The organism is Burkholderia sp. WSM2232, from assembly GCF_000472545.1.
Lineage (GTDB): Bacteria > Pseudomonadota > Gammaproteobacteria > Burkholderiales > Burkholderiaceae > Paraburkholderia.
This window is the reverse complement of record NZ_KI421432.1, coordinates 47,654-61,277: the sequence shown is the minus strand read 5'-3', so window position 1 is coordinate 61,277 and position 13,624 is coordinate 47,654. Positions and strand designations below refer to the sequence as shown.

Here is a 13,624-nt window from a genome sequence, read left to right as displayed (position 1 = left end):
TTGCCGTTGGATTCTATTTTTGCCATGAGCTAGTTGAGCTAGTTTCCCGGATCGACTACCGGCCGATCCGGGTCATCACGCGTTTTATAAGGCAGTTGGGAGGCACGCGGATGAATTGTCGTGTCGTCGATCACGCGTTCCACGTCCGCGGTCTTCGCGAGTTCGCTGAGGAACGTCTGCTTGTCGAAGCCTGACGCAATGCAGCCTTGCACATAAATGAACCGGCGTTGCAGCGTAAGCCACAATGTCGACTGTTCGCGCCAGTGAGTCGCGGCGTTGATATTGGCAAGACGCCGCTGCACCGCTTCGGCGATTTCCTTATCGTACAGGTAAGCGTTCGATAAGCGGCAGCGACCTTCAATCCAGCAACTGTTGCCGCGTTCAATGCGGTAATGGCTGTCGGCAAGCCATTCCTGTTCCGTTTCGAGCGGCCCCAAGGGCACCGGACAGTCTTCTATTGCTTTGGAAATCTGAAAGAACGGATCATGTCCTCGATTAATCCGCGGTTCTTCACTTTTTGCCGCAGACACAGCGAAAGTCAGCGCAAGACATAAACCTGAAGCGGCGCGCTCCAAAGTACGTGCCCGCGCCGGCATGAAGCGTGTCATCGTGATTGTCTCCACTCATTGCGCAGCGAGACATGCTTTGCATTAGCGACTCGTGCGCCGGTTCTCAACCGCAAACTTGATCAGCTCGGCCTGGCCTTCAATGTCGAGCTTTCGTTTCAGGTTCAGGCGATGCGTTTCCACTGTGCGCACTGACAGATCAGTGCGCTGCGCGATCTGCTTGCTGGACAAACCTTCCGCGAGCGCATCCAGAATATCGCGTTCGCGTGGTGTAAGCCGTTCAACCGGCGATTGCATGGCCGACGCCTGGATCAATCGCGCGCCGAGTCCGGCGCTGAAATACGTCTTGCCATCGAGCACCGCGCTGATGGCCTGAATGATTTCGGTTGCCGGCGAGTCCTTCAGCACGTAACCGCTGGCACCTGCGCGCACGGCCTGGGTGACGTATTGCAGGTTGTCGTGCATCGACAGCATCAGCACGCGGATGGCGGGAAAACGCTCATGGAACATGCCGGCTAGCGCGATGCCGTTCATTCCATTCATGCCGACGTCCATCAACACCAGATGTGGTTCGTGACTTGCGGCAAGTGCGAGCGCCTCCTGAGCGTTGCCTGCCTCTCCGACCACTTCGAGATTGCGCACGGCTTCGAGCCGCGCCCGCAAGCCGTCGCGAACGAGCGGGTGGTCGTCGACCAGAATCAGGCGGGCGGTTGGATGTGATGTGTCGTTCATGAAGAGGTTTCCTGCAGACTCTGCCTATCGACTTGCATTGCCGCAGCGCCGAGCGGCACGCGCGCGGTGACGAGCGTGTGGCCAGGCTGCGAACTGAGCGCGAGCGTACCACCAAGGGCTTCCACGCGCTCGCGCATATTCCGTAAGCCCACACCCGAACGGCGGCCGACAAACGCATGCGTGACGTCGAAACCGCGGCCATTATCGGCGATGCTGAGCGTGACCGCGTCGTTCGAGATTTCCAGCGCAAGCGCAGCATTGGACGCATGCGCGTGGCGCACGATGTTGGTCAACGCTTCCTGCGCAATACGGAACAGCACCGTGTTCACGGCATCCGTCAACGAGGCGGCGTGCGTATGCGTGATCTGTGTGAAGCCGATCTCAATGCCCGACTGTTCGCCCAGTTCGCGCGTGAGTTGCTCGATTGCGGCCGCCACGCCAAGGTCGTCCAGCATCGAGGGACGCAATGCATGAGAAATGCGCCGTACTTCACGCAGTGTATCGCCGAGCCGCGTGAGACTGGTCGACAGGGCGGCTTCGGCAGCGGGCACGCGCGTCTCGCTGCGCTCGAAGCGGGCGAGTGCCGATTCGAGCAGCAGTTTTACCGACACCATCATCTGGCTGATGCCGTCGTGCAATTCACGCGAGAGCCGCGCGCGTTCGTTTTCCTGCGATTCGACGACCTGCTGCGCGAGCCGCTTGAGTTTGGCGTCCGCACTGCGATACTCGGTGATATTGAGCACGAGCGCACACAGCGCAATCGCAGCGAGCCCGGCAAGCGCCATTGTGTCGATCCACATCATCGTGCTGTCGATATTGGTCGCTGCCCGCTGGTCAATGTCCGCGAGCGCGTTGTCCACGTCGTCCAGATAGATGCCCGTGCCGATCATCCAGCCCCAGCGTTCGAGCGGCACCACGTAGCCGAGCTTGGAAGCCATCTTGCCCGTCGAGGGACGATGCCACAGATAGCGCACATAGCCGCCGCCTTGCGCGGCGGCGGCCAGCAGCTTCTGAATGGTCGGCACGCCTTGTGGATCGCGCAGCTCCGACAGATCGCGCCCAACGAGATCCGGCTCGCGCGGATGCATCAGCGAGCGGCCGTGCATGTCATAGACGAAGAAATAGCCGTCCTTGCCGAAGTCCATCTTCTCCAGAATGCCGAGTGCACGCGCGCGGCGCAGCGCATCGTCGCGTGCGTTGTCCTGGTCTTCTTCGTACAACGGTGCGATCGCGGATGTCGCCAGCTCGACGTAATGCTTGAGCTCGATTTTCTTGCTGGCCATATAGGCGGTCTGGGTGGTCGCATGCTGCGCGTGCGCGAGCGCCGTCGCTTCGCGGCGCACACCGATTTCGATGCTGGAAATAGCCGCGAGGAAGGGCACGATAGCCAGCAGAACAATCTTGGCTTTGAGTTTCATCGTTGAAAAGACCGCCACCAGGCTACGTAGTAATACGTAGCCGGCTTACGTAGTTGCGCGCTTGTAACGACGCGTACGAAGGCGAATACTACATCCCCGCGGCGTATGGCGTCTCGCGGACGCTTTGCCGTGCTGCCGGCGCAATCACCTCCGCCATTCGTATGACGATGTCGGGCGTGGTTCATGCTCTTTCTCCTCGTGCGCCGGCAACGGGTAAACAGCAGGCTCCGGTTTCGGTAGCGTCGTTGGTTGGGTACCCCACGCCGATGCCCGTACCGGTTTTCCGCGCGCGGGACTGTGAGTCCTGAAACGCGGCGTCAATAATAGATCTAGGAGAAGTACATGGAGACCTCCCCACCGGCCGGCCGGTCCTGGCTTTGGCTCATTCTTTTGCTCCCGTATATCGCGCTGTTGTGGCTGCCTTTCTATAACGACACGCGTCCGTCGTTCGCCGGTTTTCCGTTTTTCTACTGGTATCAGTTTCTGTGGGTGCCGTTGACCTCGCTACTGATTTACGTCGTGTACCGAGGTGTCAAATGAGCGACCTGAATCCCGTCAATCCGGTGGCGATGACCGTCTTCATCGCGTTCTTTGTTCTTGTCACGGTCATCGGCTTCTTTGCCGCTCGCTGGAAACGCGGGGATCTGACGCAATTGCACGAGTGGGGTCTGGGCGGCCGGCAGTTCGGCACGGTCATCTCCTGGTTCCTGGTCGGCGGCGACTTCTACACCGCATATACGGTGATCGCCGTGCCGGCACTGGTCTATTCCGTCGGTGCGTATGGCTTCTTTGCACTACCGTACACGATCATCGTTTACCCGTTCGTGTTCGCAGTCATGCCGAAGCTGTGGAAAATCGCACATGCAAAACACCACATCACCGCAGCAGACTACGTGCACGGCGAGTATGGCGGCAAGTGGTTTCCGGCAGCGGTCGCGCTGACCGGCATCGTCGCGACCATGCCGTACATTGCGCTGCAACTGGTCGGCATGCAGGTGGTGATCAAGGGGCTCGGCGTGACCGGCGAATTGCCGTTGATCGTCGCCTTCGTGATTCTCGCGCTGTACACGTACGCAAGCGGCTTGCGCGCGCCGGCGATGATCGCGTTCGTGAAGGACATCATGATCTACATCGTCGTGATTGCGGCGGTGTGGCTGATTCCGGCCAAGCTCGGCGGCTACGCTCATGTGTTCGACGCAGCGGATACGTACTTCAAGGCCAAGGGCGGCGCAACCGGCATCATCCTGAAGCCTGCGCAGTTCACCGCGTATGCATCGCTCGCGTTGGGTTCGGCGCTCGCGGCCTTCATGTACCCGCACACGATGACGGCCGTGCTGTCGTCATCGTCGGCGAATACGGTGCGCAAGAACGCGATCTTCCTGCCGGCCTATACGCTGCTGCTGGGCTTGATTGCGTTGCTCGGCTATATGGCGATCGCGGCCGGCGTACACGTGAAGTCTGCTTCGGACATAGTGCCGGCGCTCTTCAGCACGCTGTTCCCGTCGTGGTTCGTCGGTTTTTCGGCGGCAGCCATTGCAATCAGCGCGCTGGTGCCCGCGGCGATCATGTCGATCGGCGCGGCCAACCTGTTCACGCGCAATTTGTGGCGTCCGCTAGTTTCGCCGAACATCACGCCTGAAGCCGAAGCGGCCAATGCGAAGATCGTCTCGCTCGTCGTGAAGTTCGGTGCGCTGCTGTTCATCGTGTTCCTGCCGACGCAATACGCAATCGACCTGCAACTGCTCGGCGGCGTGTGGATCTTGCAGATCTTCCCGGCGATCGTTTTCTCGCTGTACACGCGTCGCCTGAACACGCCTGGGCTCTTTAGCGGCTGGCTGGTCGGCATCGTGCTCGGCACTTCGCTTGCGGTGTCTCAAGGGCTCAAGCCGGTGTTCGCACTGCATCTCGGCGATGCGGTATATCCCGTCTACATTGGCCTGATCGCACTCGTGGCGAACGTTGTGGTGGCGTTTGTCGTCTCGGCCGTGTCGCCTCGGCGAGTGGCTGCGACCGCCTGATCGTCCGCTTCTGACTCAGCGTTACCGACGCCGCGAGCCGTACGCTCGCGGCGTTTTTCATTTGCAGCAGCACGAGCCTCGCGCCCGGAAGGGCTCATGCATCACACCAGTACTTCCACGGATTGCATGGCCCGGCGGATGTCCGGGCTGCGGTCCCATGATTCGTCGCGGATCGTTTCGAGCAGGCACTCGATAAAGCATCGCGCCGCAGCATCGGCAGGCTCGCCGGTGCGCATGATGATGCCGACGGTGGAGTCGTCCAGTTCTTCCCGTAGCGGGATCGCGCACAAACCGTCGCGCGCGGCGCACAGCTCGACGAGCGGCCACGGGAAAATGCTCACCATGTCCGTGCGCTTGAGGAGGGCGAGCGCTACCGTGAGCGAGTGCAGAAAATGGATGCTGCGCGGCACGGGCAAGCCATAGCGGGCGAACATCTGATAGGACGCCTGCCCTTCCGTCTCAGGATCGAGCGCAACCAGCCAGTCGTCGTCGAGCAGGTCCGCGAGAGAACGGGCTTCTGCACGCGGATGGCCGCGGCGAGCCACGATCGCGCGGCTGGTGGCGAAGAGCGGCTGATAGTTGAAATCGCAAGTGGTTGTCGCGCCAGGCGCTTGCCGCCCCACGTAAATGTCCAGACTGCCGTCGCGTAGACGCGGTGTTGCGATGGCGAGCAGCCCCTCGAACAATTCCAGCTGGATTGCGGGCATTCTGGCGCGAAAACGCTCCACGGCTTCGGGCAGAAAGGTCAACGCGACCCACGCGGTCACGGCAATTGAAAGACGCCCACTCGGTTCGCCGCGCATGGCGTCCATAGCCTGATGTGCGCGCGTCATCTGAGCGGCGACGAGCCGCGCATGGGCCAGCAGTGTTTGCCCGCACGCCGTGAGCGTCACGCCCGACGAAGTGCGTACAACTAGCTGCATGTGCACCGTTTCTTCAAGCTGCTGGATGTTTTGCGTCACGGCAGCGGGCGAAGAAGCCAGCGCACGAGCGGCGCCTCTGACGCTGCCCGCGTCTGCAATCGCGATCAGTACACGCAGTTGGTGGATTTTCATAAGTGTGGCTTAGCGGTTTGGGGCATGCGGCGGAGCGTTCGGTGTTGGTTTACGCGTTCATCAACGCGGCCCATTCTCAAGTGTCCTATGCCGGCATATCGTGGAGGCACGGCTGCAAGGTCTGAGTGCTTTTTTTCCTGTCATGACGAAGTCATTTGCGACGTAGTCCTAGATGTTTTTAAAAGGTATCTGACTACATAAGCTGGATGTCAGCAGATTGATATGTAACGCTTAGCATAGGAGTGTAACGATGACTGAGCAAGTTCCCGTGCTATCGGAAACTCGTTCCGATTTCAGATTGCACCCTGCATGCGCGGACGCGGCATTCAGAGCTGCAACTGCGCGAACGCATGCGCATGGTCACGCTGCGCGCGGCTCGTTCATCGATTCCCTCACCGGCGTCTACAACCGTGCCTACGCGACAGGACGAGCCCAGCAGTGGCTAAGATCCGCGCGGGCCGCGCATGTCGCGATGCTGGTCATCAACCTGGACTGCTTCAGCAGGATCAACGACATGGCCGACTACGACCTGGGCGACCGGCTGTTGCGCAGTGTGGCGCAGCGGCTCGCGGGCTGCGTGGCGGCGAACGACCTGCTTGCACGCATCGGCGGCGACGAGTTTGTGATTGTTACAGACGGTCACCGCGAAGTGTCGACGCTGCCGGCGTATGCGCGCCAGATACTCGCGCTGTTTGCCGAGCCGTTCGTGATTGCGGGCCGCGAGTACCGCGTAAGTGCGTCGGGCGGCGTTGCGCTTTGCGCCGGCCAGTTGCGCGACGCGGCTTTGTTGATGCGCGATGCGGGCGCTGCGATGCGCCGCGCGAAAGCGCAGGGCCCCGGTAGCTTGCAGTTTTTCACGGGCGACATGCGCGAAGCGGCGCAGCGCCGCTTTGCAATCGAGGAACTGCTGCGCGATGCACTCGACGCGGGCGAATTCACACTGGCCTATCAGCCAGTCGTGAACGCCGCGTCTCGCAAGACCGTAGCGGTGGAGGCATTATTGCGCTGGACCAGCGGCGAGCTTGGCGACGTCTCACCAGCGGAATTCGTCCCCATCGCGGAACAGGCGGGCCTGATGGAAAGGATCGGCGGCTGGGTATTGGAGCAGGCATGCGCGCAGGTTGCTGACTGGCGCTGGAGCATTGCGCCGGACCTGGCTGTTTCCATCAATATCTCGCCGGCTCAGTTCAACGAACGCCTCGTGCGGCATGTCGGTGCGTGCCTCGCGAACACGGGGCTTGAACCGTCCGCTCTGCAACTGGAGATTACCGAAGGCATGCTGATGCCGGACGACCTAACCGTACGCGAGACGATATCCGCGCTAACCAGGCTGGGCTCGAGGCTCGCAATCGACGACTTCGGCACCGGTTATGCGTCCATGTCGTACCTGAAGCGCTTTTCGCCGCACGGCCTGAAGATCGACCGCTCATTTGTGGCGGGCTTGCCGCACGACAAGGACTGCGCGGCAATTGCAGATGCACTTGTGAGAATGGCCCACGCATGCGCAATGTCCGTCACGGCGGAAGGCGTGGAGACCGAGGAGCAGGCGTCGCTGCTGCGCGAGATGGGTTGCGATTTTCTGCAAGGCTTTCTGTTCGGCCGCCCCGGCAGCGCTGCTGATTGCAGCGGCAAACTGTCGGGCGCCAGCCGCTTTGCAAGGCGGCGTGGGCGGCGTTAGGCGGGCGGTGCTGCAGGTGGCTTTTTCGGCCACGACTTCTAGAATGATTTCATCAGGAAGACAAGCTTGAACGCCGCCGGGTCGAGCGGTGTTGTCCTGGTCAGGAGAGAGACATGTGTGATGCAGAAGTCGCTGCCGTGCTGTTGAATCGTTGCACGGCTCAGCCATTCGACGACGATGAGCCGTCTTATCTCGACATATTGCGCGAGGGCAATCTGGCATTCAAACACGAGATTGGCTTTGTGGGCGTGCGCGATCTTCCGGACCCCGAAGCATGTTGTGCCGAATCGATCATTTTCGCGGATGGTTCGCGTGCGTTGCGTATCAGCGCGGCCCAAGGCGATACCGGCTGGACGCAATGGACGGCGTTGCAACCTCTGCACTGATAGAAGCCGCGTGCGCCGCCGCTATCGGCCGCTAGAACCTGTTCACCCTGAAGGGCCTGGTGTCCACGAGCGTTTCTTCGCCCGTCATCATTTCGGCGATCAGGCGGCCTGTCACCGGTCCTAGCGTGAGTCCGTGGTGCGCGTGGCCGAATGCGAACCACAAACCCTGGTGTTGTTCAGCGCGCCCGATAACCGGCATCATGTCCGGCGTACAAGGCCGCGCGCCCATCCACGGTTGATCGTCGAGGCGCTTGTCGAGCGGAAACAGCGTGCGTGCAATCGGCTCGACGGCGGCGAGTTGTGTCGGCGTTTTGGGTGCGTCGAGCAGCGCAATTTCGGCGCCGGTCGTCAGGCGTATGCCGCGCGCCATTGGCGCGAGTAAATAGCCGCGCTCGGCGTCGAGCACCGGATGATTCAGGCGTGCCCCCGTGCGTGGCGCATAGTGCATGTGATAGCCGCGCTTGACGCCGAGCGGCAGGCGATAACCCAGCCGCGAGCTGAGCATGCCTGACCACGGCCCTAGCGCGACCACCGCCGACGAAGCCGCAATCGTCCCTTCGCTGGTCGCGACCTCCCAGCCGTCGCGCAGCGTATTGGCGTCGCCGGTAAAGAATCGTCCGCCAAGGCTCTCGAAGTATTTCGCGTAGGCCGTGACGAGCGCATTGGGATCGCTCACCGAATCTGCCTGCGTGTAGCGCAACGCACCCAGCAACGTTTTGTCGAGATCAGGCTCGACCTGCTGCAGGCGGGCCGCGTCGAGCGTTTCGAATGCGACGCCGTATTCGCGCCGCCATTGTTCTGCGTGCGCGAATTCCGCATCTCGAGCGGCATTGCTGCGAAACACCTTGATCCAGCCTGTTGGACGCAGCAATGCGCTTGCGCCGGCAGCTGCGGCCAGCGCGCGGTGCTCGCTCACGCAGTGCTCGATCAGCGTCGAATACGACCTGGCAATGGCCGCGTGTCTTGTGGGCTCCGAATTGAGCCAGTATCGCCACAGGAACGGCGCGGCGCGAAACAGCGCGTCGGCGTGGTAGCGAACGTCGAGCGACTGGTTGCGCGCATAGCGAAGCAACGTACCCAGTCCGCGCGGAAATGCATACGGGTAGACACCTTCCCGCTGAATCAGCCCGGCGTTGCCGAACGAAGTCTCGTTGCCCGGCGGCTTGCGGTCCACCAGTGCAACGCGCCGGCCGCGCTTTTGCAAATGAACGGCCACGCACACGCCGACAATGCCGGCGCCCAACACTACCGTATCGAATCTGGTTGCTGTCATCGGTTAGACCGCGGAAAGGCCCGCGCTGCTGGCGCTGGAGTCGGTGAAAAGAGGAGGCGAGGTCACGATGGATTTCAACGACGCATCCGGCCTCGTGAGCTTCGACAGATCGGGTCGCGGACGCCGCAGCACGGGCGATTGCGCAAAGATCTGCTCCAGCGCGTGCGCGACCGCCAGGGTCTTGCGATCGCCATGAAACGGCCCGACGATCTGCAAGCCGAACGGCATGCCCGCGTGATCGAGACCGCATGGCAGTGACACGGCCGGGTGCGTAGTGAGCGTGACCACATAGGTGAGCGCGAGCCAGCGGTAATAGTTGTCCTGCTCGCGCCCGTCGATTTGCGCGGCGTAGAGCTGTTGCCATGGAAACGGCGACACCGGCGTGGTCGGCGAGAAAATCACGTCGTACTGCTGGAACGCGGCCTGGAAGCGTTTGAAGATGCGCGTTTGCTCCGCTTGCGCCCAGGCGCTGTCCGCGAGGCTCATGCTCGCGCCGAGCTCGTAGTTGGCACGCGTGTTGGGGCCGAGCTGATTCGGGTCGCGGGTGTAGGCGTTGTGCAGACCGGCGACGAAACTCTCTGCGCGAATCACGTCGAAGCAGCGGTGCACGTCGCCCAGATCGAAGTGCACCTCCTCGCATGAGCGGAAAAACGGCGCGATCAGCGCGATGCGCTCGCGAAACACAGTGCGAATCGACGCATCCACGTCGCAGCTGCCGAAGTCTTCTGTCCAACCCACTCGCAGAGTGCCGAGGTCGATGTCGGCGGGCACCGCAAAGCCGAGCGGATCGACGGCAAAACTGAGTGGATCGCCTGACGAGATGCCCGCGGTCGCGGCGAGTTGCAGGCATGCGTCGGCAACCGTGCGACCCATTGGACCGACCACGGAGATCGGCGACCAGCCCACCAGCTTGCGCGAATTCGGCACGAGCCCCGGCGTCGGACGAAAGCCCACCACGCCGCATTTGGAAGCGGGAATGCGCAGCGAGCCACCCGTGTCCGAGCCGGTGCATACAGGCAGCATGTCGCAGGCAAGCGCCGCCGCGGAACCTCCGGACGAGCCACCCGCATTCAAAGCTGGATTGAACGGATTGCCGGTTGCGCCCCATACCGGATTGCGCGTGTTGGCTCCCGCGCCCAGTTCCGGCACGTTGGTCTTGGCGGTGACGATCGCCCCGGCGGCACGCAGGCGCTCGACAAGCACCACGTCCTGGGTGGGAAGGTTGCCGCGCGACATGGGCGAACCATAAGTAGTCAGGAGTCCGGCGGTATTTTCCAGGTCTTTTACACCGAGTGGCAGGCCATGCAGGAGACCCAACGGCTCGCCGTCGAGCACCTGTTTCTCGGCGCGTTTCGCCGCGGCTCGCGCGCCTGGAAAATCAGTTGCGGTAATTGCGTTGACCGCCGGATTCACGGCCTCGATGCGCGCGATGCACGCATCGAGCAGTTCGACGGGCGAGATTTCTTTCGTGCCGATCATGCGGCGCAGTTCGACTGCGCTGCGGCTCGGCAATCCGTCGTCCTGATTCACGTTGTCCTGCATCGTTGCGTCTCCTTATGCAAGTGCTTCGCCTGTCCGGTCCTTCAGCCAGATTAGCGGCACCAGTGAAATTGCGCACGCGGCGGCGACATACCAGGCCGGCGCAAGCAGATTGCCGGTGCGCGCCACCAGCCAGCTTGCAATAAACGGCGAAAAACCGCCGAAAAACGATGCGCTGACCACATAGGTCAACGCGATTCCTGTTGCACGCACATGCTTCGGGAATAGTTCTGGAATCATCACCAGCACTGGCACGATCTGCCCTGAGACGAACACGGCGAGCAGCGCGGAGACGATGCAAAGCGCGGTCATCGACGGATGTGCGCTCAGGAATGCGAATGCCGGATACACGAGCAACAGCATCGCGACGCGCGAGATCACCAGTACGCGCTTGCGGGTGTAGCGATCGGCCAGCATACCGGCAAGCGGCGCCGCGACGAACAGCGCAAGCGAACTGACGACACCCGAGATGACCGCCGACGTCGACGAAAGATGCAGCACACGCACCGCGTGGCTCGGTAGAAAAAACGCGGTGATGTACACGGACACGGAGCCGCCCAATTCGGCGAAGGTGCCGAGAATGGTCAGCTTCAGATGAGTGGTTAGCGCGGCCCTCAGCGCGCCGCGCGGCGCCGCTTCGTGAGGCTCGCGCGAGTTGAGCGTTTCTTCGAGGCGCCGGCGGATCAGCATGCCTGCCGGCGCGGCGACGATGCCGAGCACGAACGGAATGCGCCAGCCCCACTCGAGCACGGCCTGCTTCGGCAACGAGACGTTGACGAGAGTCGCGACCAGCGCGCCGAGCACGAGGCCCGCTGCGGTAGCCGCGAAATTCCAGCTCGCGAAGAAGGCGCGCGTATTGTCGGTCGCGTATTCGACCAGCAGCGTCGTGCCCGGCCCGAACTCGCCGCCCGCCGCGAAACCCTGGATCAGACGCGCGAGAAGCACGATCAGCGGCGCGACAAGTCCCGCGACCGCGTAGGCCGGCGCACAGGCGATCATCGCGCAACTGAGCGCCATCAGCATGATGGTGAGAACCATCGCGTTCTTGCGGCCCGCGCGGTCCGCGTAGGCGCCGATCACCACGCCGCCCAGCGGCCGCACGACGAAGCCCACGCCGAACACGCCAATGGACAGCAGGAACTGATTGACGGAAGACTCGCCCGGAAAGAACAACTGCCCGATCTGGATGGCGAAGAAGCTATAGATCGTGAAATCGTAGAATTCGAGCGCCGTGCCGATGGTCGTGGCAGTGATGACGCGGGTTCTGGTCAAGCCAGACTTACTGAGCGCAAGGGTAGACACGGTACGGCCCCCACAGAATGGTGGAATCGACGTGAGTTATCATATACGAGAAAAAAATAATTTCTCGCATATGAGAAATTTTCTGGCAAATGGAATGAGTCGAGATGGCCAAAGCCGTAGTGGAAAAACCCAAGTCGCCCGCGCGCGAAGCACCGCCTGCGCTGGATCACAAGCTGGTGGGCGGGCATTTGCGACAGGCGCGCAAGGCGCGCGGACTGACGCTCGCCGAACTGTCGGAGCGCTCGGGCATTGCCGTTTCGACGATCTCGAAGGCCGAGCGCGGCGACATCGCGCTCACCTACGACAAGTTCGCGGCGCTCGCGCATTCGCTCGAGCTGGAGTTCGATGCGATCTTCGGCCGGCGTCGCAAGCCCGCCGCGGGCGCGATGAAGCCGTCGTTCACCGCGGCGGGCAAGCAGCACGTGTACGACACGCCGAACTACGAGTACGGCATGCTCGCCAACAATCTGACCGGCAAGCGCATGATGCCGATGCGCGCGCACATTCACGCGCGCGCCGTGGCGGATTTCCCCGAGTACATCCGGCATTCGGGCGAGGAGTTCGTGTTTCTGCTCGCAGGCGAGCTCGAATTGCGCTTCGAGAACGGCAAGTCGTTCAGGCTGATGCCGGGCGACAGTCTCTATTTCGACAGCTCGGTTGGGCATATCTACCTGAGCGTGGGCGATGAAGATGCCGATGCGCTCGTGTGCTGCGTCGATACGGACCCGCCGCGGCCGCGCGGGGCGATCTGAGCGGATGGACATGGGTGGCGGCAGCACGGAGCGCGCGGCTGTGACCACTGGCAGGTGTCGCACAAAACGTCCATTCACAGACGCCAGGATGTCCGCGTCGCGCGACGTTCTTATAGGGACCGAAGCCGTTGCGGGCATCAGCGTGTAAACTGCTGACTTTTTTGCATCCGGCGGTATGTTGCAAGCCCCCCAACGCACAGCACTCAGCGGCCCCGAGCTCGTTCGCCTGCTGGCGCGTTTCGCGCAAGTCGACGTTCCCGAACCGCGGCAATCGCTATCGGACCGGCTGAGCCAGTGGCTCGGCTGGACGGACGCGATCGCGCTGTCCTCGGCGCTGACTGGCGCGCCGCCCGCCGTGCCGGCGGGTGCGCGGACCTTCGGCAGCGCGGAAGAAGCGGAATGCGCGCGCATTCGGACCTCGCTCGTCCACACGATTAGCGGCGACAGCGCGTTCGTGACCGCGAGGCGCCGCGGTTCCGCGCACGTCGCTGCGCCCGCCGCGCCCGTGGACTACGCACTGTTTCGCCAGCGCTACCAGGCCATGCAGCAATCGATGGAAACGGGTGTCGGCAACCTGCGCGGCCGGCTGCGCGCGCTGCTCGCCGCGAGGACGCCCGCGATGGGCCGCCTTGCGGTGCTGGACGCCGTAATGGAGCGTGCGCTCGCCGAACGCGAGCGCAGCCTGCTGGCTAGTCTGCCGGTGCTGCTCGCCGGACACTTCGAGCGGCTGCGCGACGCGGGGCAGCAGGCGGAGGCCGCGCAGCCGCCGACTCCGGGCGCGCCCGGTGTGCCCGGCGCGTGGCTCGACCTGTTCCGCAAGGACATGCGAAGCGTGTTGCTTGCCGAGCTGGATGTTCGTTTACAACCGGTCGAAGGGTTGCTCGCTGCCCTTCGTGCTCGCTAAC

General features: G+C 62.5%; 13 protein-coding genes. 6 read left to right on the top strand and 7 right to left on the bottom strand.

The features are described 5' to 3' along the window. Window positions 1-38: 38 nt before the first annotated feature. From F757_RS0130070 to F757_RS0130060, 3 genes are read right to left on the bottom strand one after another with little or no spacing between them, the layout of a single operon-like run. Entirely contained in the window at window positions 39-608 is a 570-nt protein-coding gene (locus tag F757_RS0130070) for a hypothetical protein (protein ID WP_027214565.1), read from the bottom strand. Between the two features lie 42 nt (window positions 609-650). After that, window positions 651-1,298, bottom strand: coding sequence for a response regulator (locus F757_RS0130065; protein ID WP_027214564.1), 648 nt, complete (start codon window positions 1,296-1,298; stop codon window positions 651-653). Next, complete coding sequence (locus F757_RS0130060; protein WP_027214563.1) at window positions 1,295-2,716, bottom strand: cache domain-containing protein; 1,422 nt, start codon at window positions 2,714-2,716, stop codon at window positions 1,295-1,297. The genes F757_RS0130065 and F757_RS0130060 overlap by 4 nt, the downstream gene beginning before the upstream one ends. Window positions 2,717-3,058: 342 nt before the next feature. Between F757_RS0130060 and F757_RS0130055 the strand changes: the two genes are divergently transcribed. After that, entirely contained in the window at window positions 3,059-3,256 is a 198-nt protein-coding gene (locus tag F757_RS0130055) for a DUF3311 domain-containing protein (protein WP_025596763.1), read from the top strand. Continuing rightward, a complete protein-coding gene (gene mctP / locus F757_RS0130050; protein ID WP_027214562.1) occupies window positions 3,253-4,734 on the top strand; it encodes a monocarboxylate uptake permease MctP in 1,482 nt (493 codons plus the stop codon). Before F757_RS0130055 ends, mctP begins: the two co-directional genes overlap by 4 nt. Window positions 4,735-4,835: 101 nt before the next feature. Here the strand turns inward: mctP and F757_RS0130045 are convergent, their stop codons facing one another. Continuing rightward, window positions 4,836-5,789 (bottom strand): LysR family transcriptional regulator, encoded by a 954-nt coding sequence (locus tag F757_RS0130045; protein ID WP_027214561.1) that lies wholly within the window; start codon window positions 5,787-5,789, stop codon window positions 4,836-4,838. A 250-nt stretch (window positions 5,790-6,039) separates the two neighbouring features. On the opposite strand from F757_RS0130045, the gene F757_RS0130040 reads away from it, so the two are divergent. Continuing rightward, window positions 6,040-7,467 (top strand): putative bifunctional diguanylate cyclase/phosphodiesterase, encoded by a 1,428-nt coding sequence (locus tag F757_RS0130040; RefSeq protein ID WP_027214560.1) that lies wholly within the window; start codon window positions 6,040-6,042, stop codon window positions 7,465-7,467. 113 nt (window positions 7,468-7,580) lie between these two features. Next, complete coding sequence (locus F757_RS0130035; protein WP_013342691.1) at window positions 7,581-7,853, top strand: hypothetical protein; 273 nt, start codon at window positions 7,581-7,583, stop codon at window positions 7,851-7,853. Between the two features lie 31 nt (window positions 7,854-7,884). On the opposite strand, the gene F757_RS0130030 is transcribed toward F757_RS0130035, so the two are convergent. Genes F757_RS0130030 through F757_RS0130020 form a run of 3 tightly spaced genes read right to left on the bottom strand, consistent with a single transcriptional unit; the run spans window position 7,885 to window position 11,967 of the window. Next, window positions 7,885-9,126 carry an NAD(P)/FAD-dependent oxidoreductase gene (locus tag F757_RS0130030; protein WP_027214559.1) on the bottom strand — a complete coding sequence of 414 codons (1,242 nt, stop codon included), beginning with the start codon at window positions 9,124-9,126 and terminating at the stop codon, window positions 7,885-7,887. A gap of 3 nt (window positions 9,127-9,129) precedes the next feature. Further along, complete coding sequence (locus F757_RS0130025) at window positions 9,130-10,668, bottom strand: amidase (RefSeq protein ID WP_198021453.1); 1,539 nt, start codon at window positions 10,666-10,668, stop codon at window positions 9,130-9,132. Between the two features lie 12 nt (window positions 10,669-10,680). Next, window positions 10,681-11,967, bottom strand: coding sequence for an MFS transporter (locus tag F757_RS0130020; protein ID WP_027214557.1), 1,287 nt, complete (start codon window positions 11,965-11,967; stop codon window positions 10,681-10,683). 104 nt (window positions 11,968-12,071) lie between these two features. On the opposite strand from F757_RS0130020, the gene F757_RS0130015 reads away from it, so the two are divergent. Both F757_RS0130015 and F757_RS0130010 read left to right on the top strand, forming a co-directional pair. Beyond that, window positions 12,072-12,719 (top strand): helix-turn-helix domain-containing protein, encoded by a 648-nt coding sequence (locus tag F757_RS0130015; protein ID WP_027214556.1) that lies wholly within the window; start codon window positions 12,072-12,074, stop codon window positions 12,717-12,719. A 175-nt stretch (window positions 12,720-12,894) separates the two neighbouring features. Further along, a complete protein-coding gene (locus F757_RS0130010; protein ID WP_027214555.1) occupies window positions 12,895-13,623 on the top strand; it encodes a DUF3348 domain-containing protein in 729 nt (242 codons plus the stop codon). Window position 13,624 lies beyond the last annotated feature (1 nt).